The organism is Salicibibacter halophilus, assembly GCF_006740705.1.
GTDB lineage: Bacteria > Bacillota > Bacilli > Bacillales > Marinococcaceae > Salicibibacter > Salicibibacter halophilus.
Window position 1 is genome coordinate 3,348,911 of sequence record NZ_CP035485.1, and the last position, 21,483, is coordinate 3,370,393.

The following is a 21,483-nucleotide window of genomic DNA, read 5'->3' on the forward strand; positions in this document are numbered from 1 at the left end:
TCAAAAGACATCCCTAAAATTGCTTGAATGAAAGTATTCAGCAACCCTAATGGAGCACTGGCCATGGCGGGGCTAGCCCCCGCCAAGTTCAAACCAGGGAGCATCCCTCCGAGAGAAAGAGTTAGTAACCGGACAAATGTCCTGAATGTAAAAAGATCATTTAATCACGTCGCTAGGTGAATGGGGTGAATGGATAAACGGGGGTGGCTGGTTAATTGTCCATGGATATCACGTAGACATCTTATTTCGTGACATCCATAGCGCCAGTAAAGTCATTGACGACTGTTTATCAGGCTCTGTATCTATTCATTATCAAACGGGTCATCCTCATGGCTATCTGAATGCGATGTACATGGGGGGGGGAATGGTTATTTGTGATATTTTGGCCGATTCCCTTATGTTTATGGAAGCAAACGTCAATAAGGACGATCTTTCCTATGTAATGGGTCATTGTTTTAGAAGTATTTCTTGTTTAAATCAGGTTTTGTTTGCGAAGAACGAAATGTATTGCATCAATGAGAAGAAAGCTGTCGCTATGATTGATACCTTCGAGTTAAAACCTATAAATTACAAAGAACGAGTCGATGAAATTGTCTCCCTTCTCTCAAAAGATGCTGAAAAGACGGGAAACGCAGCGAAAAAATTGCGGCAACTTATCACTGAAACAGAGGCATTATAAATATATTTGGGAAGTTATTGAATCCCTAATCATACGCATGATCAAGGATAAAAGATCATTATTGTACGTAACAAATACTGTGGTATGTTGGAATGCTGAAAATAACAACTGATAACGAGGTGGATGAATTGTCATCAAGGAAGAACAGATCACATTCAACATCTAAAGCTGATGAAAACCTTCAGAGGGTCACGGTTGGAGAACTTACGCCCCACAATGCAACCATCACCCTCTTAGAATATGATTCAAATTGGCCTAAGCTATTCGAACGAGAGGCAGACCGGGTACGTTCCGTCCTAGGCAACAGGGTATTGCAATTGGAGCACATTGGATCAACCTCAGTGCTGGACCTGTGTGCCAAGCCAATCATTGATATTCTATTGGTTGTAGCGGACGCTGCAGATGAGACGACCTATGCCTCGGACTTAGAGAAAGCCGGATATACGCTGCGTATTCGGGAGCCGGAATGGTTTGAGCACCGGCTGTTCAAAGGTCCTGATGCAGACATTAATTTACACGTATTCAGCGAAGACGCATCTGAAATTAAAAGAATGTTGAGGTTTCGGGATTGGCTTCGAACTCATGCGTCTGATCGAGATAAATATGCATCTGTGAAACGTAACTTGGCTCAGCGTGAATGGCGACATGTGCAGCACTATGCGGATGCTAAAGATTTAGCCGTCCAGGAAATCATGGAGAGAGCAGAGGAGTTTGTCGCTGATGAGCAATAGGATTAATGAAGAAATACCAAAGGAAGCACGTGACGCATTAAGAATTGCGGAGGATGTACTCGGAAGCAAATTAGTTGGTGTGTCTCTTTATGGTTCGGCAGTAAGTGGCGGGTTACGCATCGATAGTGATGTCGATGTCCTCGTTGTCGTGAATCAGCGATTATCTGAAGCTACGCGAAGAAAACTAACAGAACGCTTAATGCCAATATCGGGGAAAATAGGAAATGAAAAGGGAATGCGGTACCTTGAATTAATCGTTATTGATAAAGAAGATAGTGTACCTTGGCAATATCCACCAAGGTATGAATTGGTCTATGGTGAATGGCTTAGGTCTGAGTTTGAGAATGGTCAAATCCCGGAACCAACGTTTGATCCTGACTTAGCTATCGTTTTAGCACAAGCACGAGCGCATAGCGTTTCACTATTTGGGCCTGATTTGTCAACGATACTTGATCCCATTCCGATAACAGATATCCAAAAAGCAATAGAGGAGTCTTTGCCAGAGTTAATCGATGATATTAAGGGTGACGAACGTAATGTGCTATTAACGCTCGCTCGCATGTGGCAAACAATGGCTGAAGGTACAATTTCTCCAAAAGATGAAGCTTCACAATGGGCAATCCCTAAGTTACCGAAACAGCAGGCGGAAGTGCTCGATATCGCTAGAAAAGCTTATCTTGGCAAGTATGATGATAATTGGGACGGAATGGAAGCCGAAGCCATGTCGTTGGTCAATCATATGAGGGGCAAAATAGAGGCTTATTTTAGCATTTGAGAAATCACTATCTTTCTCAACCTTGGGGCTAGATTAAGATAAACTTTATGGATAAGTACAAAGAAAAATCTTGAAAAGATTGGTACTTGAAAAATGTAAGCGCAACCATTATACTTTACTAAACCGGTTTATTTAACCAACCCCACAAGCGAGGTGACTTTTAATCAAGAAAGTAACTATGGAGGATGTAGCCAATCATGCTTCGGTTTCTAAGAGCACTGTATCCCAGTTCTTGAACCAGAGGTATGAGTACATGGCAGGAGACACAAAAAAAAGGATAGAGAAGGCAATTCAAACTTTGGGGTACAATCCTAATTATGTAGCTAGAAGTTTAAAACAAAAAAAAACATTGACAATTGGCATTATAGTAGCAAATATTTTGCATCGTTTTTCTACGATGGCTATTCGTGCGATAGAAGACTTCTGTTATGAAAAAGACTATAACACAATTGTTTGTAATGCAGATGATGATCCACTTAAAGAAAGAAGATATATTCAATTGCTAAGAGCTAAACAAGTAGATGGTTTAATCATCATTCCTACGGAAGGTAATTACGAGATTTACGATGGAATGCAAAAGGAAGACTTCCCGGTTGTTTTCATGGACAGGAAAATAAACGGGTTAACAATTCCAACAATAACAATTGAAAACAGGGAAGCTGCTTCTCGTGCAGTGCAGCATTTTTATGATTTGGGTCATCATCGAATTGGTATGTTAACACCGCCATTAAATATATCTACCAGGCAAGAAAGAGTGGAGGGATTTATTAAGGGTTACCGGTTAAATAACCTTGTTTACGATGAAAAATTGATAAGAAATGCTGAGGTTGAACAAGTTGCAAATGAACTGGAAAAGATGTTAAATCTATCTGATCCGCCAACCGCTATATTATCTGGAAATGATTTGGTGCTCATTGAAATTTTGTCATATGCGAAAAAGTATGATGTTAAAATCCCCGGAGATTTGGCCTTAATCACGTTTGATGACGTAACTTTTGCTAATTTTTATTATCCTTCTTTGACAACGATTGCTCAGCCTGCGTATGAAATGGGGGAAGCAGCTGCAGATCAATTAATAAAAAGAATGAAAGTAATGAATTATTCTCGTGGTGCAAATCAAGATGGTAATAAGATTGAATTTGCCAGTACGCTTGTTGTTCGTGAATCTTGCGGAAGTTAATTTCAAACCATAAAGGAGATGAAAACGTGCATAACAATCTTTTGAAAGTTTCAGTCTTCGGTTTTTTGGCATCAATACTGTTGGTTGGTTGTGGGGAGATAGATACAGATAACGGAGAAGGTACCGGAGATGAGGAAGGAGAAACAGCTGAAGGAGACGTCAATTTAATTGCTGCTACACAATTGGATGCTGAAAGTGCCTTTGCAGAAGGATTTGCAAGATTTCAAGAAGTCGTCGAAGAAGAAAGCGATGGATCTGTTACTGTAGAGATTCATACTGACGGGGCACTAGGTGGAAATGAAGATGAATTGGTCCAAGGTCTTGAAACGGGTAATGTGGATCTTGTGGCCGCATCACCAGGTTTTATGACTCAAACGGTTGAAGAAGTTGACTTTTTTGCAATGCCCTATTTATTTGAGAGTACCGAGCATTGGGAAAGTGTTGTGGATGGCGAAGTAGGAGAGACAATTGCTAATGAAATAGAAGATAATACAAATTTTAATATCTTGGGATATTGGAGTGCAGGTGTTCGTAATGTATATGGATTCGAACCTGTTGAAACGCCTGAAGATTTAGAAGGGCTCGAACTGAGGTCTCAAGATTCAACAGTCGTTCAGAACACATGGAATGCATTAGGGGCACAACCGTCTAGCGTTGCATGGGATGAAATGTATCAAGCGTTACAAAACCAAGTCGTAGATGCCTCAGAAAATGACTTCACCAATATTTACCAAGAAAGTCACCATGAAGTTGCGTCGTATATTTCCGAGACCGAACATGACTATACGACACGCCTCTTTTTCACGGCTGATCGAATCTATGACAATCTAAATGAAGAACAACAAGAGGCAGTCGAATTGGCGGCAGAAGAAGCTACCATTGCTGCTCGAGAAGCTGATGAGGAATTAGCTGAGGAATCAAGAGAAGCATTATTGGAAGATGGGGCAGAAATTAACGAGGTCGATACAGAGCCATTTATGGAAATAACGGAACCAGTAAGAGAAGAGGCTGTAGAGGATCTTGGAATGGAAGATTTATATCAGGAAGTACTTGATCTTGCAGAAGAACAATGATGTGATTCGTACTCACTATGAGGAATAAGCCTCCAAAATATGGAGGCTTATTCTATCAATAAAAGGCGGTGAAGATATGCGAAAGGCAGTTAATATTCTCGAATATGTCCAACTGCGTATAGCGGCAATATTTTTTGTCATTTTTATTGTTAGTGTAGCCTTACAGGTTGCCTCGCGTTATATCCCGGGCATACATGTTGTTTGGTCCAACCAAGTGGCAACGTATTCCTTTATATGGATGGTGTTTATGGGAGCCGCTGTAATGGTGCGTTACCGTGAACATTTTAGATTGGGAATTTTAATCGAAAATACTAAAGGCATCAGACTTGTAATTATACAATCGTTAATTCACTTTATAATTATCGGCTTCGGCGCGGTTATGATCATCGATGGTTTAACGTTAACCGAGCAATTTTGGGGTTGGACCATCACCAATTTACCGCAACTACAACAAGGATACGTCTGGGTCGCAATTCCAGTTTCAGGTTTTACGATGATTGTGTATTCTTTAGGGAATTTCTTGGACGATATTAAGGATTACTCTAATAAAGGAAGGGAGTGGGGTAAATGACGGGTCTGATCTTGGTTTTGTTATTTGCGGTCTATTAGTCCTCGGAGTTCCAATTGCCTTTGCAATAGGCATTGTGGCGTATGTAGGTATCGTTATACTGGATACGATACCGGTAACGATGGTTGTACAAAGTATGTTTGCTGGATTGGAATCTTTTGTGTTGATCGCTGTACCACTTTTTATTTTAGCAGCAAATATCATGAACAAGGGTGATATATCAGAGCGTCTTATTAATTTGGCAATTGCCCTTATAGGACATATACGTGGAGGTTTAGCTCAAGCAAATATTGTAGTTTCGATGTTTTTTGGAGGTATTTCTGGAGCTGCGCAGGCGGATACAGCTGGAGTTGGAAAAGTGTTAATTCCCAGTATGATTAGAGAAAATTACAGTAAAGATACATCTGTAGCTGTAACTGCTGCCTCTTCAACCATGGGAATAATCATCCCACCTAGTATACCAATGGTTGTTTACGGTGGATTGACAAATGTTTCTGTTGGTCAGATGTTTATGGGAGGCATTATTCCAGGTGTTTTAATGGGCTTAGGAATGATGGCGATGGTAGGGTATATGTCTCACCGACATCAATATCCTCGTCATAAGAGATTACAATTAAAGGAGATAGCCATACAAGCAGTCAAAAGTATACCTCCTTTATTGACTCCGGTGATTATCTTAGGCGGTATCATAGGAGGGTTTGTTACACCTACCGAAGCTGCTATTTTAGCCTGTTTATATGCTTTTATTTTGGCATACTTTTTCTATCGTACAATTAAAATAAAAGATTTACCGGGAATTTTATATGACACGTTGATGCTCAGTTCATTGACACTGTTTGCGTTAGCGACTGCAACAGCCCTTGGGAGATTGATCAGCTATTATAATGTACCTGTTATTGTTTCAGGATTTTTCGAAACAGCTCTTCCATATGAGTGGATGTTTCTATTAACAGTTATTCTGCTCTTTTTATTTATTGGAATGTTTTTGGACACTATACCAGCGATTATATTATTTGTGCCTATCGTGTTACCCACAGCTATGGATTTTGGAATTGATCCTGTGCACTTCGGCATTATAATTATGATGTGTCTGGCAGTTGGGTTGGTTACACCACCGTATGGGTTGTGTTTATTATTGGCTAGCTCCATTGCTAAATTACCTATCGGAAGATCATTTATAGCATTATTACCTTATATAGGCATTACGATCTTAGTTATTCTTATTATTTCTTTTGTACCACAATTGTTTATGTGGGTTCCAGAAATAATGAGATAGCGTTCTCACAAATATAAAAAGAAATGATTTTGGACTGAATGAAGAACAGGAGAGATACTATGCTGGATGTTATTACAATCGGCGATGGGATGGTTACGATGGATCCAAAAACAAGCGGCCCATTGCGTTTTGTGAATGAATTTGAAAGGAAAGTAGGTGGAGCTGAGCTGAATTTCGCTGTCGGTTCAGCTCGACTCGGTTTACGAACGAAGTGGATCAGTCGACTAGGCAACGATGAATTCGGACGGCACATTTTACATTTTATGCGTGGAGAGGGAATTGACGTTTCTGAAGTTGCAATGGTGGATTCGTTTCCAACTTCCGTAAATTTTAAAGAAGTAATGGAAGGAGGTCAGGGCCGCACATTTTATTACCGGGAGAAGTCACCAATGTCGACTCTTTATGCAGCAGACATAAAACCTGAAATGTTCGCAAAAGCACGCGTGCTTCATATTACGGGTGTCTTCCCTTCAATTGCAGAAAAAAACATCGATATTATTCGACGAGCGATTGCTATAGCAAAGGATGAAGGATTGTTGGTTAGTCTGGATCCAAACATTCGTCTAAAAATGTGGAGGTTAGAACGTGCGCGTGACGTTCTTCTGTCCTTCCTCCCGGATATAGATATCTTAATGACAGGATTAGATGAAGCTGAAATGTTGTTTGGTGTAAGGGATAATCATGATGTTGAAAAAGCTGTAAAATCGCATGGAATTGAAACGTTTGCTGTTAAGAAAGGAGCGAACGGTGCTTATGCTATCCACAGCGGTGAGAAAGTTGAGGCTGAAGCGATTCCTGTTAATCAAGTGGTAGATACAGTGGGTGCCGGTGATGGATTCGATGCAGCATTTATCTATGGTATTCTCCAAGGTTGGAAGTTGGAAAGAGTTGTCGATTTTGCCACACTTGTGGGATCAATGGTAGTTGGTGTGCGTGGAGATAACGAAGGGTTGCCCCATTTGGAAGATGCACTCATAAAAATGGGGGAAAAAACAGGTATAGAACGGTAAATGTAAGGGGGACTAATGAGTGAAAATACAACTCGCATTAGATCGATTATCTGAGAATGACGCTTTTGAAATCACTGCGGAAGTGGTGGATTTCATTGACTGGATTGAGATTGGCACGGGCATGATCAAAGAATATGGCATACGAGTCGTAACTGAAATGAAAGATCGTTACCCTCATAAATATGTTGTTGCGGATATGAAAACATGTGATGCCGGTAAACATGAAACTGAGCAAGCGTTGAACGCGGGAGCAGACATCACCACAGTGATGGCATTTGCTTCTGATCGAACCCTAACCGATTCAATTGCGGTAGCTCATGACCTCGATAAACAGGTGATGATTGATCTATTGGGGGTTAAAGAAAACAAAGAGATCAGACGCATTGTTGATTTAGGTGCAACGCTTGTATCTTTGCATTTTGGAAAAGATATGCAAAAAGAAGGGGGTCGGTGAGTAATAGCTTTGATCTGTTGCAGGGAAACCAACATCTGAAAGTTGCGGTAGCCGGGAGCATTAATGAGGAAACTCTGCCAAATATCATCAATCATCAACCGGAAACGGTCATTATAGGGAGTGGGATCACTGGGGCACAAAAACCTCGTGATACAGCTGCTCATTTTCAAAGGATGGTGAAGCACAATGGATTTTTATAAAGAAACAGCTCTGTCTTGTATTAAGGAAGTTCATGCTGTAGTGGAAAAAGTGTCGGAAGATCAATTACATTATTTAGCAAATATGTTAACAACAGCCAAACGTATTTTTATAAGCGGGGAAGGCCGCTCTGGTTTAATGGGGAAAGCCTTCGCGATGCGATTGATGCACGCGGGATACCATGTTTATGTAGTCGGAGAGACAGTTACGCCAAGTATTGAGCGCGGGGATTTGCTTGTGTTGATATCTGGTTCAGGCTCATCTGTGGCGGCGTATGATTTCGCAAAAAAGACTCGAGAAAAAGACGCCAGCATAGCGCTTGTAACCACGAATCGAGACGCGGAAATTGGAAAAATTAGCGATAAATTACTTGTTCTTCCTGCTGCCACAAAATATCGTAAAACTAACGAACCAGACACAATACAACCACTAGGCAATCAATTTGATCAAAGCGTGCATATTCTTCTGGATGCTTTGATCGTTTACCTTAACCAGGAAAGTAATGAAAAGATGCGTAAACGTCATACGAATATGGAATAGGGTAGGTTATTCGATGGAGCAACAAAAGGAGCGGTTAGCAAAAGAAGCGGTTAAATATGTTGAAGAAGGCATGGTCGTTGGACTTGGCTCCGGTTCGACTGTGAATTGGACGCTTGAAAAACTGGCCGAAGAAATCAGCCGTGGTCTCAAAATAAAAGGTGTGCCATCATCTAAAAAAACAGAAGCATACGCACGAAAGCTTGGAATTCCGCTTACGGATTTTTCGAAAGTGGATCAGTTGGATGTAGCAATTGATGGAGCTAATGAAGTTGATGAAAACTTTAACCTTATTAAAGGTGGCGGAGGTTCCCTCTTTAGAGAGAAAATGGTTGGACTCGCAAGCAAAAATCTATTGATTATTATTGAAAACAAAAAAAATGTAGCTCAGTTGGGGTTGCCCGTCCCGGTTGAGGTTGTTCCGTATGGATGGAGGTTAACAGCTGCAGGTATAGAAAAGACCGGTGGTAAGGTTCGCATTAGAAAACATAACGATAAATGTTTCATAACGGATAATGGTAATTATATTTTAGATTGTTCTTTTGGAAATCTCAACGACCCTTACCGAACAAACCAAAGCTTGAAACTCCTGGTAGGCGTTGTGGAAACCGGTTTGTTCGTCAATATGGCAAGTACAGTCATTGTCGGGAAGGGTGAGAAAGTAGAAACGATGGCTAAGTAGGATGATTGTCGAATGCCCAGAATATTGATAGGAGAGAAATTCGATTAGTTTCTAAAGATCATAATATCGAAGCCATTAACCAAAGTTAATATCTATAGAGTTAAGAATATAAAGGCTGAACTTTTATCGTAGAATACATCTATGCTATTTCAAAGTGGTAATTGGCAGAAATAGTGAGTACCCATAACCCCTCAGGTTTTTAGCCCTATAAAAAAGGTTCTCCCATATAGCATCTATTAAGTAGACGCGCTTGCTTTATGCGTTATGGATTTTTACACATTAGTAATCAACTAAAGTATAAGTAAAACTACGGCTTTCCCCAAGTCTTTATGATGGAAGCCAGGTTTTTCTAATGTTGACTTACTTTACAATGGGTTATATGATAAAGATGTAATCAAACGAAAACAAAGAGGGTGAACTGTAGGACCATGAAGTACTAATCCTGTTTTTTCAGAACCGATATGCATGCACTGTAACCTCCTTCAAAATGAAGGTTTCTTTTGCATGTCATTTTCCTTGGTTCAGAATAGGATTGGTCTTTTTTTATTGTACACCCTTCGTGTGTCGGTAAGCCCCCTATTCTGAACGTGTGTCTTGAATAGGGGGCTATTTTTGTGCGCGATGAATAGTCTCCATCTTTAAAAGAAATGGAGATGATTTGATTGGTCTTTATACAATTACAGAACATCCGCTTTGATGTAAAAGATCGAACGTTATTTCAAGCAAATGACTTAAAGATTCACCAGGGAGATCGTATCGGTCTCGTCGGCCGCAATGGTTCAGGAAAAACATCCTTGTTGCAGATGATGACCGGAGACATTATTCCTCCTGCTGGTACGATAACGAAAAATGCCTCGGTTGAGCTTCTCCCACAGATAAAGCCGCATATGGGAGAAAAAAGTGGCGGTGAGGTTTCCCAAGCTGTCATCAATCAAACGTTGGCACGTGCACCTGAGGTACTGTTAGCCGATGAACCCACAACACATCTCGATACGGAGCATATGAAAAAATTGGAGCAACAGCTACAACGACGCCGGGAAGCATTGATTGTCGTCTCCCATGACCGTGCTTTTTTGGATACTCTTTGCACGAAAATATGGGAGATCGAAGATGGACAGATCCATGCGTTTACAGGGAATTATTCGGATTATGAACAACAAAAAGCAGAGGCTCGTCAGCATCATGAAAAAGAATACGAAAAATATGTGCAGAAGAAAAAGCAATTAGAAGAAGCGATGCAACAAAAAGAACAAAAAGCACAGCGTGCGACAAAGAAACCGAAAAATGTCTCTAACTCTGAGGCAAAAATAACAGGGGCAAAACCGCATTTTGCCAAAAAGCAAAAGAAACTAAATCAGGGTGTGAAATCCATTCAAACACGGATTGATCAACTTGATGAAGTGGAAAAAATCAAAGAGCTCCCTCCGATTAAGATGCAGGTTACTAATGAAGAATCTCTTCGGAACCGTATCATCATACGCGGGGAGCAAGTTTCCGGAACCGTAGGAAAACGCCTTTTATGGGAGGGGTTTGATTTTACCATAAATGGGGGCGATCATATTGCCTTGATTGGCCCCAATGGCAGTGGCAAAACGACTTTTCTAAGAATGATCATGGATGAACAGCAGGCCATTCAGGTATCGCCCGCGGTGTCATTTGGCTACTTCAGTCAAATGATGGATGTTTTGGTAACGGAAGATTCCATAATAGCTAACGTAGGCTATACATCGTCACAAGATGAGACGCTGATACGGACAGTACTGGCTCGTTTAGGTTTTTTTCAAGAAGATGTCTTTAAGCCGGTTCACGTCTTGAGTGGTGGAGAACGTGTGAAAGTTGCTTTTGCCAAGCTATTCGTGAGCAATGCCAACACCTTGATCCTGGACGAACCAACGAATTATTTGGACATTGATGCTTTGGAAGCGCTCGAATCTTTGCTTACTGAGTATTCAGGCACTGTCATTTTCGTATCACACGATCGAAGATTCTTGCAGAAAGTGGCGACGAAAATTTTCGCTATACGTGATAAGAATATCGATTCATTTGACGGCTCCTATGAAGCTTATATGAGATCGACACTGCAGAAAAAATACGAACCCCTGCAAGATGAATTGCTGAAAGTAGACACAAAGATTACTGACGTATTAAGCCGTCTCAGCATCACGCCATCGGAGGATCTGGAACAAGAATTTCAGCGCTTGCTGCGTCAGAAAGAAGATATAAAGCAACAATTAAACGATTAAAAAAACTCCGCCAATTGCACCCTGCAAATCTGAACAGATTTTATCGGATCTTGCAATGGTTATCTTGTTATTCTTAATGGGGAAGGGAGGTCATTCTATTGGATTTGCTTGAAAAGATGAATGCAGCGGTAACCTATATCGAGGATAATTTGGATGATGAGATCAATTATGCAGAGGTTGCAAAGATCGCGTGCTTTTCTGAACACCATTTTAAACGAATGTTTTCGTTTATTGCTGGTATATCTTTAACGGAATATGTCCGTAGAAGGCGTTTAACCTTGGCTGCTTTTGATTTAAAAGAAAGGGATGTAAGAGTGCTTGATGTAGCGGTGAAGTATGGCTATCATTCAGCGGATTCTTTTTCAAGGGCGTTTCAAGCGTTGCACAATGTAACCCCAAGTTCAGCCAGAAATTCTAACGTTCCATTAAAAGCTTATCCTCGGATGACCTTCCAAATTGCGATTAAGGGTGATGTAGAAATGAATTACAGGTTTGTGGAAAAAGAAGCTTTTACTATCGTGGGAAAAAAAGAAACGATAGCGTCTAATGAAACCGAATTTCATCCAGAAATGTGGGAGGATCTTGAAGCGATCGAAGAAAAAGTTAAGCCATATGATAATACCTCATTTTCGGGGATCCTACATGTTTCATTGCCAAAAGAGAATGGAAACATCGATTACTATATTGCCACGGTGACGACCAAGACATGTCCCGAAGAATTCGAACAATTGGATATCCCATCTCATACGTGGGCAGTATTTACAGCAATGGGGGAAATGCCAGAGGCCTTATTAACGACATGGGAACGAGTATACACCGAATGGTTCCCGACATCCGGATATGAATTAGCTGAAGCCCCTGAATTTGTGAAAGGAAGGGAATCGAAAACAGAGATTTGGGTCCCTGTTAAGAAAAAGAGTTAGAGTCAGTCATGGATCGAGCAAAAGCACAAGGGAGAATATAACAATGAATAGACATGAAGTAAAAGAGTTGGCGGGACGTCATGGTTTGAACATTACAGAGGATACGATAACATTAAATGAATCCGGCCTTGATTTCACGGTTGCCCATGGCGAGAATGAGGAAGGGAAAAAATGGATTTTACGAATCCCTCGCAGAACAGATTCCATGAGAAACGCAGAGCAAGAAAAGCATGTATTAGACGTCGTTAATCATTATACAACCATTCAAGCGCCTGACTGGAAGGTTTTCACGAACGAATTGATCGCGTATGAGCAACTTGCCGGTGTCCTTGCCGCTACCATTGATCCTGAGATCCAGAATTATGTTTGGAGCTTTGACGTTGAAAAGGTCCCTGACGTTTACCATCAATCGTTAGGGCGCCTATTGGCAGATCTTCACAAAACACCGACAAGTATTGTGACAGAATCTGGCATTGCAATAGATCCAAACGGTTCTGAGGCGAGAGAAGCAATGAATTCGAGAATGAAAAAAATAAAAGACACCTTTGGTGTTCATCAAGATCTTTGGGAGCGTTGGCAAGAATGGGTTTCTAATGATGCATTTTGGCCGGAACACACTGGATTAAGCCATGGGGATGTTCATCCCGGGCATCTTTTAATTAATCAAAACGATAAAATTACAGGTATGATCGATTGGACAGAAGCAGCTGTAACCGATGTTTCAAGAGATTTTGTGTCGCACTATTTAATTTTTGGGGAAGCCGGTTTAGAAAAGGTAATCGATGCGTACGAAAATGCCGGTGGTCAAACATGGGCGCATATGAAAGCACACATTATCGAATTAGAAACAACAAGCGCCATAAGTGTTGCTGAGTTTGCGCAATCCTCCGGGATAAAAGAGATGGAAGACATGGCGAAGCAAATGCTTGGCGTTACGGAATAACATGGGTTCGATAAACAAAGGGATTTGGGAACGCTTTCTGGATCTTTTTCGTTAAGTTGTGGAACGTTTCGGATCCAGAAAGCTCTAATGGAGAGGAAGGATAACGATGGGAAAAAAACAGAAAACCACTTGGGCAGAAGCCAAAAAACGATGTCGACTGAATCAGGCTGACATACAAATGGCGAAAGAATTGGGCATGACACCAAAAAGTTTATTGAAAAACATTCCTTCGCCTTCACAACAGTGGAAAGCACCGGTAAAGGTATGGGTCCGTGAATTATATGAGGAAAAGTTCGGGGCAACTCACGATTGAAAACTCTAATGACCCGAAGGATCGTCAAAAGAAGGGATATCAGTCTATTGGCAGGACTCTATAGTGATATTTTCCGGCTTTTCCATTATTCCTCCCCTCGGAGTGAGTGTTCGGTTCTTTTTTGTTCCACGTAAAAATAAAAGTAAACATTGCATGGGACAAAACTGGAATTGTATCCTTGACTTTGAGTGGAAAAAATCAAGCATTGTATAGATATCCGACTTGTGAATAACGTACAGATAGAAGAGGATAGAAGAAGGAGGGGTGGGTTATGCCGGATGAGGTGTGGTTTGCCTTTGCCTTAACCCTATTTGCCGGACTTTCAACCGGAGTGGGGAGTTTAATTGCATTTTTCACATCGACCACCAATACCCGCTTCCTTTCATGGGCGATGGGGTTTTCTGCAGGCGTCATGATTTATGTATCTTTCGCGGAGATTTTTCCGGAATCGTTGGAAATTCTTGTGGATGCTACGGGGGAAGTGGCAGGCAATTGGTTGACCGTCATCGGGTTTTTCGGCGGGATGATATTAATTGCTTTGATCGATAAAATTGTGCCTGACATAGGCAATCCACATGAAGTGAAAAAAGTGGAAGATATGGAGGAATCGCCGCAAAAGGCGAGAGCTAAACATCCGGAACTATTGAAAATGGGGACGTTTACCGCGCTCGCGATTGCGATTCACAATTTCCCGGAAGGGATTGCCACCTTTACTGCCGCGGTTCAGGATCCTACACTCGGTGTAGCCATTGCAGTAGCGGTAGCCATTCACAATATTCCGGAAGGTATCGCGGTGTCTGTGCCGATTTACTATGCAACAGGGAGCAGAATAAAAGCACTCACATATTCTTTTTTATCAGGACTGGCGGAGCCCCTTGGCGCCGTTGTCGCGTTTTTAATTTTAATGCCATTTTTAAATGATATCCTTTTTGGCATCGTGTTTGCATCTGTTGCCGGTATCATGGTCTTCATTTCTCTTGACAGTTTGATCCCTGCTGCCAAAGCTTACAACAGGGAACATTCCTCCATCTATGGATTTGTGTTGGGAATGGCAGTGATGGCGGTGAGTTTATTGCTTCTCATGTGATTTTCTTTGGGAGACGTCTGTCCTTGAGGTTAGACGTTTTTCTTTTTACACAAAACCAATAAATTTATGAAAAGGCTTACTTATACGTTGAAATAAAGACACCGTTGTAATATGCTAGAATTGCAGAATTCAGAAATTTTTCCCGAAAACTGACTGAGCGCTCAGTATGGAGCCGTTGCATTGATTCTTTTAATCCATAACAAAGAGGGAGCGGACGAAATGAAAGAAGCTGTAATTGTGGAGGCTGTAAGAACCCCGGTCGGAAAACGGAAGGGCGGATTGAGTGGCGTGCGGGCGGATGAAATTGCCGCAGAACCGTTAAAAGAAATCGTGAGACGCACTGGCATTGCGCCGAATAACTTTGAAGATGTCATTTACGGATGTGTGTCTCAAGTCGGGGAGCAAGCATTTGACGTCGCGCGAATGGCCGCTTTAATGGCCGATTATCCGATTCAAGTACCGGGAACGACCATTGACCGCCAATGTGGATCAAGCCAACAAGCGCTGCATTTTGCTTCTCAGGCCATTTTAAGCGGCGATATGGATGCAGTTGTGGCGGGTGGAATCGAGAACATGTCACGGGTGCCGATGGGTTCCAATATGAAAGGAAGCCCATTCAGCGAGCAATTGACTTCCCGCTATGAAATGATTAACCAGGGCTTATCCGCCGATCGAATTGCGGACAAATGGGAATTTAGCCGTGAGCAATTGGATGAATTTTCTCTAGAAAGCCACGAAAAAGCAGTGGCAGCACAGAAAGAAGGAAGGTTTGAGCGGGAGATTATGCCCCTCGATGTTACGCTCCCGGACGGGACAGCAACGACAATAAATGAAGACGAGGGACCGCGGGCGGATACTAGCATTGAAAAACTTGGCAGTTTGACGCCTGCATTTAAAGAAGACGGAAAAATAACCCCCGGGAACGCGAGCCAAATTAGCGACGGGGCGTCGGCTGTGTTGCTCATGTCTCGTGAAAAAGCAGAAGCGCTTGGATTGAAGCCGCGCTTTCGCGTCGTGGCGCGATCCGTTGTCGGCGATGACCCTACCTTGATGTTGACGGCTCCGATTCCGGCGACGGCGAAAGTGTTGAAAAAAGCAGGATTAAAACTAGAAGACATCGATCTTTTTGAAGTGAACGAAGCATTCGCGTCTGTGCCGCTAGCGTGGCTCCGTGACACCGGCGCCGATCCGAAAAAATTAAACGTGAATGGTGGAGCAATCGCGCTTGGGCACCCGTTAGGGGCAAGCGGCACTCGTTTAATGTGCACGATGCTGCATGAAATGGAGCGTAGCGGTTTGCGTTACGGTTTGCAAACCATGTGTGAAGGGCACGGGATGGCCAACGCCACTATTATTGAACGTTTGGATTGATTTAACCTATTAAAAAGGAGTTCTATCCTATGCAAATAAAAGGAGCAACAGCTATTGTTACCGGAGGTGTCTCCGGGCTTGGCGAAGCGGCGGTAAGAAAAATTGTCTCTCAGGGCGGAAATGCAGCAATTTTTGACGTGCAAGAGGAAAAAGGAATGCGTGTGGCAGAAGAACTCGGCGAACAAGTTCGATTTATCAAGACGGATGTAACCAGTGAAGAGAGTGTGCAAAACGCGGTGGACCAGGCGGTTGAAGCTTTTGGCCAGATTGATATGGCGGTTAATTGCGCGGGGATAGGAGCCGCGGAGAAAACCGTCAGCAAAAAAGGGCCGCATGACCTTGGTTCTTTTTCAAAGGTCATTCAAGTGAATCTAATTGGCTCGTTCAATGTCATTCGCTTGGCAGCGGAAAAAATGGCTGAAAATGAAGCGAATGATGAAGGAGAGCGTGGCGTGATCATAAATACCGCTTCCGTTGCCGCATATGAAGGGCAAATCGGCCAGGCTGCTTACAGTGCTTCGAAAGGCGGGATCGTCGGGATGACATTGCCGATCGCAAGGGATCTTTCCCGGAACGGCATTCGCGTGATGACGATTGCACCAGGGCTCTTTGATACCCCGCTCTTTGCCGGGTTGCCGGATAAAGCGAGAAAAGCATTGGGAGAAATGACACCGTTTCCACAACGCCTTGGGGACGTGAAAGAATACGCGCAACTGGCCGAAAGCATCATAGAGAATCCGATGCTCAATGGGGAAGTGATCCGCCTCGATGGGGCCATCCGTATGCAACCCAAATAATGCTCGCGTAAAAAGATTGGAGGCACATTACTATGAGTCAGTCCCACCCTTATTTGCAAGAAGAACATGATATTTTTCGGCAATCGTTACAGAAATTTTTACAAAAAGAAGCGGTACCCCATTTTGAAGAATGGGAAAAAGAAAAATGCGTCCCCCGTGATTTCTGGCGGAAATTGGGGGAACAAGGCTTTTTGTGTCCGCAAGTGGAGGAGGGATACGGAGGTTTAAATACGGATTTCGGGTATTCAGTGATCATTAATGAAGAGCTTGAAAAGGTCGGTACAGGATTGATCGGCGTCGGTCTCCATAATGATATTGTCATGCCTTATATTGAAGCTTATGGAAGCGAGGAGCAAAAACAGCGTTGGCTTCCGAAAGCGATTAGTGGAGAAATGATTTCCGCGATCGCTATGACGGAACCGGGAGTGGGTTCAGATCTGGCTGCTGTGAAAACAACAGCTGTTAAAGACGGCAATCATTACATTTTGAATGGGGAAAAGACGTTTATTACTAACGGTGTCCAGTCCGACCTCGTCGTTGTCGTTTGCAAAACGGATCCGAAGGCTCAACCAGGGCATAAAGGCATTAGCCTTATTGTTGTGGAAGCAGGCACCGCTGGATTCTCAAAAGGAAAACAGTTGGAAAAAGTGGGGCAGCATTCCCAAGATACATCAGAGCTTATTTTTGAAGATGCGTATGTTCCTGCAGAAAATCTCTTAGGCGAGGAAAATAAAGGCTTTTATTATCTCATGGATCAGTTGCAACAGGAACGGCTTGTCGTCGCCATCGGAGCAATCGTCGGGGTAGAGAGAATGTTGGAGCAAACGATGGATTACGTCCAACAGCGAACCGCCTTCGGCCAGCCGATTGGCAAGTTCCAAAATACACAATTCAAAATGGCAGAAATGGCGACAGAAGCTAAGATTGGCCGTACGTTTATTGACCAGCTCATCGCGAAACATATGGGCGGAGAGGAAATGGTCAACGAAGTCTCGATGGCCAAGTGGTGGACGACGGATTTGGCGCAAAAAGTCGCCACAGAATGTATGCAGTTGTACGGCGGGTACGGCTACATGGAAGAATATGAAATCGCGAGACGATACCGCGATGTGGCCGTCGGCTCAATTTACGCCGGTTCAAATGAAATCATGAAAAATATTATCGCGAAAAATATTGGGCTTTGATAGGGGAGTATGCGTTTGCTGAGGTATCGGTAAAAGGTGGAAAATTCACATCGGTTGGTCACCAAGACGTTATGTTTTCATGTGATTACTTATTTCAGCCATTCTGCGCTAGTGATCTAGATCAGAAATTCTTCTCTCAAGGCGGCTGGTGCAAGGGTGTCATCGGATTTTTGGCCGAATTCAATTATGGAGCCTAGAAATGATGTTGTGGTCGTCCCTCAAAAGGATGGCTATTTAGTCTGAGGGGTACGATATTCGCGTTATCGTACCTCAAGAGGATGGGTTCCCACTCTGAGGGGTACGGTTTTCGCGTTATTTTCATTGAAAGTAGAAAGAGAGATGCGCTCTATCGATCTAAACTCAAGGAGATGGTCGAAAACAGATCGATAGAAGCGTTCTAACGATCTAAAATCGAAGTGATGACTGTAACTAGAACGATAGACGCGCTCCAACGATCTGAAAACGGCGTAATGGCTGAAAACAGAACGATGGTTCCTTGATTAATACCTTTATTTTTTCCTTCGAATGCCCATTGGCTTGTTTGCTGCTTCGGGCCATTGGTTTTTTTCGAGACGGGGAAGCTCTAAAATGGTCTCATATACTTGGTCGGGGAACGGTGCGGGTTTGCCGGTCGTTTGATCCATGCCCATCACCATTTGTTCGCTTGTAGCTACTGCCTCATCTTGTTCGTTTTTCATGGTAAACCATACGTGCATGCGTTTGGCATCAACATCAAGGAGGGTGACTTGCACACGGAGCACTTGTCCTTTGTGCGCTTCCGCCAGGTACTTCAAGTGCGCCTCCAACGTAAAGATTGTGTAATCATGTTTTGTTCGTCCTGTCTCATTAAGTCCAATACGTGTCATAAGCGCATTTAAACTAGTGCTAAAAACGGTCGCGTAGGCAGCATCATTCATGTGACCGTTGTAATCGACCCATTCCGCCGGTACTTCACCTTCCCAAATATCAAGTTCCTTAACTGTCATGACGCACCAACCTTTCCGATGGCCAGAAGCCTTCTTCTTCCAGCAATTGCATAAGTTTGATCAGGAAACGGTCACGTCTGTGCTCCATCTCCTGGACGGTACGTTCGCCACTTTGATCCTCTGTTCCTTTGATGACTTTTTGGCTTAATTCTTCCGTTAGTTCGGGAGCGACCAAGCGTGTCCACGGAAGTTTAAGGGCAGGGCCAAACTGCTCCAACATATGTGCCATCCCTTGGTTTCCTCCTGCAAGATGAAGCGTTAAGAACGGACCCATGAGTGCCCAGCGTAAGCCAGGCCCGTAAACAATCGCTTTATCCACCTCTTCCGTTGTCGCCGCGCCATCATTTACGATATGAAGGCTTTCTCTCCAAATGGCTTCCATTAACCGATCGCCAATATGCCCGTCAATTTCTCCGGACATGACGAGTGGTTTCATGTTGAGCCCGTCATAAATCCCGCGTGCTTTTTCTACCATCGAAGGATCCGTTTTTTCTCCCTTGGCCAATTCCACGAGCGGGATTAAATAAACAGGATTGAATGGATGCGCGACGATAACTCGTTCCGGATGCAATGTACAATCTTTCTGCAGAACAGAAGGCTTATACCCTGAAGTGCTGGAAGCGATAACGGCCGTCGCGGGAGCGGTCGCATCCACTTGAGAAAGAACTTCTGTTTTCACATCCTCCCGTTCAGGAACATTTTCTTGAACGAGGTCCACGTGTTGAACTGCTTCTTCCAGCGTTTTTGCAAAGGATAGATGCTCCATGGAAGCATCTTCAGCCATCCCATACGTGGCTAGGGTCGGCCAAACAGCATGCAAGAATGCTTCCGTTTTTTCCTGCGCACCGGGAGCGGGATCGAACGCGGTGACTTGATGGCCGTTGGCCAGAAATCGGGCAATCCAGCCATTCCCAATTACTCCTGTACCAATGACCGCTATTGTTTTTTGTGGCATGGACATGCACACCTCTTTCTATTTCACTGCCTTTTGCAGTTGTAAAGTTTCACGTGCTTCCGCGGCGGTCGTGGGTTCAACGCTCACTCCACGTAGAATATCGACAGCTTTATCAACAAGTTGCGCGTTTGTGCCGAGAACCCCTTTATCAAGATACAGATTGTCTTCCAAGCCAACGCGCACATTGCCGCCAAGCAAAGCCGCTTGCGCAACCATTGGAAGTTGCATACGACCGATGCCGAACGCAGACCAAGTGGACCCTTCGACAATTCGACTCTTCATATAGGAGATGGTTTCAGCATCTGCGGCTGCTCCCCAAGGGATGCCAAGGCAGAATTGATACATGGGATCTCCATCAATGAGCCCTTCGTGGATGAGCTGATTGGCGAGGCGGATTTGTCCTGTGTCAAAAATCTCCAGCTCCGGTTTCACGCCACTTTCCTGGATAAGCTGGGCGTGCTCGCGTAACCAGCCAGCCGGGCCTAGATACACTTGATCCCCGAAGTTTAAGCTTCCACAGTCCAATGTGCAAATTTCCGGAAGCAATTCGCCGACAGGCTCGTGACGCTCTTTAGGTATCTGGATATCCGTTCCGGCACCGCCTTGGGTGGGATTGTCAAGATCGGGCACGAAGTCCCCGCCGCCTCCGGCAGTAATATTTATGATGACGTCGGTATCCGACTCGCGAATGCGCTCGACAACTTCCCGATACAGGATAGGGTCGTGGCTTAAGCTGCCCGTTTTCGGATCGCGCACATGGATGTGAGCGATTGCGGCACCCGCCTTCGCAGATTCAATGGCAGCATCGGCAATTTCTTTCGGTGTCACCGGTACGTGTGGGCTTTTCTCTGTCGTCTCTCCTGCACCTGTTACTGCAGCGGTAATAATGGTTTTTTTAGCCATTTGTTTCTCCTCCTTCTGAGTGCTGGTTTTCAGCTCGCGGTTCTTTAACGGGAACGGCATTTAAAATCTCGCCGCTCTCAAAAAAATCAACCAATCGTCGAATCCATTTATAGTACGCAGACCAGTCGTCAAGCTCTTGCTTGAATGACGCGATCCTTTCCTGTATATCCGCCGACGCTTCACCTTCGATAGACGCCTCGAGCTTTGTGATGCGCTCGCGCAAACGACGCTCAAGGGTCATGTTTTGACTGATGACCTCTTGCCAGTTCGTTGTAAACAGGGAAATAAACGTCTGTACATAATCATTCTCTACGTTATAGTGTTCTTTTCGGCTTCCTTTGACGAATTCTTTTTCAGCAATATTCAGCGCCATCATCTGACGCATGACTTGACTCATCCTCGTTTTGCTCATGCCCGTTTGTTCCGCGAGCTCGTCCAGAGTCATCGCGTTCCGGTTCATATAGATGATGCCAAGCAGGCGCCCAACGGTTGAAGAAACCCCGAACGTTTCCATATTGTCAGCGATTCGGTCGGCGATTTGATTTTCCGCTTCCTTCAATTCATCCAGTAATTGCTCGTCGTTCATCTGGTCTCCCGTCATCCCCTTTCTGTGCC

23 protein-coding genes and 1 pseudogene are annotated in these 21,483 nt (G+C 43.6%); 20 read left to right on the top strand and 4 right to left on the bottom strand.

Annotation, left to right across the window (positions count from 1 at the left end):
• Positions 1–151: 151 nt before the first annotated feature.
• The 20 genes and pseudogenes from EPH95_RS16385 to EPH95_RS16475 all read left to right on the top strand — a co-directional run.
• A pseudogene (locus EPH95_RS16385) lies at positions 152–679 on the top strand (DNA polymerase subunit beta); the annotation flags it as partial.
• Positions 680–771: 92 nt separating this feature from the next.
• Positions 772–1,410 carry a GrpB family protein gene (locus EPH95_RS16390; RefSeq protein WP_142091063.1) on the top strand — a complete coding sequence of 213 codons (639 nt, stop codon included), beginning with the start codon at positions 772–774 and terminating at the stop codon, positions 1,408–1,410.
• Positions 1,400–2,185 (top strand): aminoglycoside nucleotidyltransferase ANT(9), encoded by a 786-nt coding sequence (ant(9), locus tag EPH95_RS16395; RefSeq protein WP_142091064.1) that lies wholly within the window; start codon positions 1,400–1,402, stop codon positions 2,183–2,185. The genes EPH95_RS16390 and ant(9) overlap by 11 nt, the downstream gene beginning before the upstream one ends.
• A 178-nt stretch (positions 2,186–2,363) precedes the next feature.
• On the top strand, positions 2,364–3,365 hold the full coding sequence (locus EPH95_RS16400) for a LacI family DNA-binding transcriptional regulator (RefSeq protein ID WP_142091065.1): 1,002 nt from the start codon (positions 2,364–2,366) through the stop codon (positions 3,363–3,365).
• Entirely contained in the window at positions 3,353–4,438 is a 1,086-nt protein-coding gene (locus EPH95_RS16405; RefSeq protein ID WP_227003955.1) for a TRAP transporter substrate-binding protein, read from the top strand. The genes EPH95_RS16400 and EPH95_RS16405 overlap by 13 nt, the downstream gene beginning before the upstream one ends.
• A gap of 76 nt (positions 4,439–4,514) precedes the next feature.
• Positions 4,515–5,009 (top strand): TRAP transporter small permease, encoded by a 495-nt coding sequence (locus EPH95_RS16410; RefSeq protein WP_142091067.1) that lies wholly within the window; start codon positions 4,515–4,517, stop codon positions 5,007–5,009.
• Between the two features lie 70 nt (positions 5,010–5,079).
• Positions 5,080–6,282, top strand: a complete 1,203-nt coding sequence (locus tag EPH95_RS16415) for a TRAP transporter large permease (RefSeq protein ID WP_405127465.1) — start codon at positions 5,080–5,082, stop codon at positions 6,280–6,282.
• Between the two features lie 59 nt (positions 6,283–6,341).
• A complete protein-coding gene (locus EPH95_RS16420; RefSeq protein ID WP_193556985.1) occupies positions 6,342–7,292 on the top strand; it encodes a sugar kinase in 951 nt (316 codons plus the stop codon).
• A 19-nt stretch (positions 7,293–7,311) separates the two neighbouring features.
• Positions 7,312–7,746, top strand: a complete 435-nt coding sequence (locus tag EPH95_RS16425; RefSeq protein WP_227003956.1) for an orotidine 5'-phosphate decarboxylase / HUMPS family protein — start codon at positions 7,312–7,314, stop codon at positions 7,744–7,746.
• A complete protein-coding gene (locus EPH95_RS19330) occupies positions 7,743–7,946 on the top strand; it encodes a beta/alpha barrel domain-containing protein (RefSeq protein ID WP_227003957.1) in 204 nt (67 codons plus the stop codon). The genes EPH95_RS16425 and EPH95_RS19330 overlap by 4 nt, the downstream gene beginning before the upstream one ends.
• Positions 7,933–8,484, top strand: a complete 552-nt coding sequence (gene hxlB, locus EPH95_RS16430; protein ID WP_142091069.1) for a 6-phospho-3-hexuloisomerase — start codon at positions 7,933–7,935, stop codon at positions 8,482–8,484. Before EPH95_RS19330 ends, hxlB begins: the two co-directional genes overlap by 14 nt.
• A gap of 13 nt (positions 8,485–8,497) precedes the next feature.
• The gene (gene rpiA, locus EPH95_RS16435) at positions 8,498–9,163 is read left to right on the top strand and encodes a ribose-5-phosphate isomerase RpiA (RefSeq protein ID WP_142091070.1); all 666 of its coding nucleotides are present in this window, start codon (positions 8,498–8,500) and stop codon (positions 9,161–9,163) included.
• Positions 9,164–9,825: 662 nt separating this feature from the next.
• Complete coding sequence (locus tag EPH95_RS16440) at positions 9,826–11,406, top strand: Vga family ABC-F type ribosomal protection protein (protein WP_142091071.1); 1,581 nt, start codon at positions 9,826–9,828, stop codon at positions 11,404–11,406.
• Positions 11,407–11,504: 98 nt separating this feature from the next.
• Positions 11,505–12,329 carry an AraC family transcriptional regulator gene (locus tag EPH95_RS16445; RefSeq protein ID WP_142091072.1) on the top strand — a complete coding sequence of 275 codons (825 nt, stop codon included), beginning with the start codon at positions 11,505–11,507 and terminating at the stop codon, positions 12,327–12,329.
• A 43-nt stretch (positions 12,330–12,372) separates the two neighbouring features.
• Entirely contained in the window at positions 12,373–13,272 is a 900-nt protein-coding gene (locus EPH95_RS16450) for a macrolide 2'-phosphotransferase (RefSeq protein ID WP_142091073.1), read from the top strand.
• 106 nt (positions 13,273–13,378) lie between these two features.
• Positions 13,379–13,585 (top strand): hypothetical protein, encoded by a 207-nt coding sequence (locus tag EPH95_RS16455; RefSeq protein ID WP_142091074.1) that lies wholly within the window; start codon positions 13,379–13,381, stop codon positions 13,583–13,585.
• A gap of 271 nt (positions 13,586–13,856) precedes the next feature.
• Positions 13,857–14,672, top strand: a complete 816-nt coding sequence (zupT, locus tag EPH95_RS16460; RefSeq protein WP_142091075.1) for a zinc transporter ZupT — start codon at positions 13,857–13,859, stop codon at positions 14,670–14,672.
• Between the two features lie 219 nt (positions 14,673–14,891).
• On the top strand, positions 14,892–16,043 hold the full coding sequence (locus EPH95_RS16465) for a thiolase family protein (RefSeq protein WP_142091076.1): 1,152 nt from the start codon (positions 14,892–14,894) through the stop codon (positions 16,041–16,043).
• A 29-nt stretch (positions 16,044–16,072) separates the two neighbouring features.
• A complete protein-coding gene (locus EPH95_RS16470; protein ID WP_142091077.1) occupies positions 16,073–16,840 on the top strand; it encodes a 3-hydroxyacyl-CoA dehydrogenase in 768 nt (255 codons plus the stop codon).
• A 32-nt stretch (positions 16,841–16,872) separates the two neighbouring features.
• Positions 16,873–18,024 (top strand): acyl-CoA dehydrogenase family protein, encoded by a 1,152-nt coding sequence (locus EPH95_RS16475; RefSeq protein ID WP_142091078.1) that lies wholly within the window; start codon positions 16,873–16,875, stop codon positions 18,022–18,024.
• Positions 18,025–18,533: 509 nt separating this feature from the next.
• Here EPH95_RS16475 and EPH95_RS16480 read toward each other — a convergent pair.
• The 4 genes from EPH95_RS16480 to EPH95_RS16495 are packed head-to-tail and all read right to left on the bottom strand — an operon-like array spanning position 18,534 to position 21,454.
• Positions 18,534–19,010: a thioesterase family protein gene (locus tag EPH95_RS16480; protein WP_142091079.1), complete on the bottom strand. Its 477-nt coding sequence runs from the start codon at positions 19,008–19,010 to the stop codon at positions 18,534–18,536.
• The gene (locus tag EPH95_RS16485; protein WP_227003958.1) at positions 19,000–19,965 is read right to left on the bottom strand and encodes a 3-hydroxyacyl-CoA dehydrogenase NAD-binding domain-containing protein; all 966 of its coding nucleotides are present in this window, start codon (positions 19,963–19,965) and stop codon (positions 19,000–19,002) included. The genes EPH95_RS16480 and EPH95_RS16485 overlap by 11 nt, the downstream gene beginning before the upstream one ends.
• Before the next feature lie 18 nt (positions 19,966–19,983).
• Entirely contained in the window at positions 19,984–20,868 is an 885-nt protein-coding gene (locus tag EPH95_RS16490) for a beta-keto acid cleavage family enzyme (protein ID WP_142091081.1), read from the bottom strand.
• Positions 20,861–21,454 (bottom strand): GbsR/MarR family transcriptional regulator, encoded by a 594-nt coding sequence (locus tag EPH95_RS16495; protein ID WP_142091082.1) that lies wholly within the window; start codon positions 21,452–21,454, stop codon positions 20,861–20,863. The genes EPH95_RS16490 and EPH95_RS16495 overlap by 8 nt, the downstream gene beginning before the upstream one ends.
• Positions 21,455–21,483 lie beyond the last annotated feature (29 nt).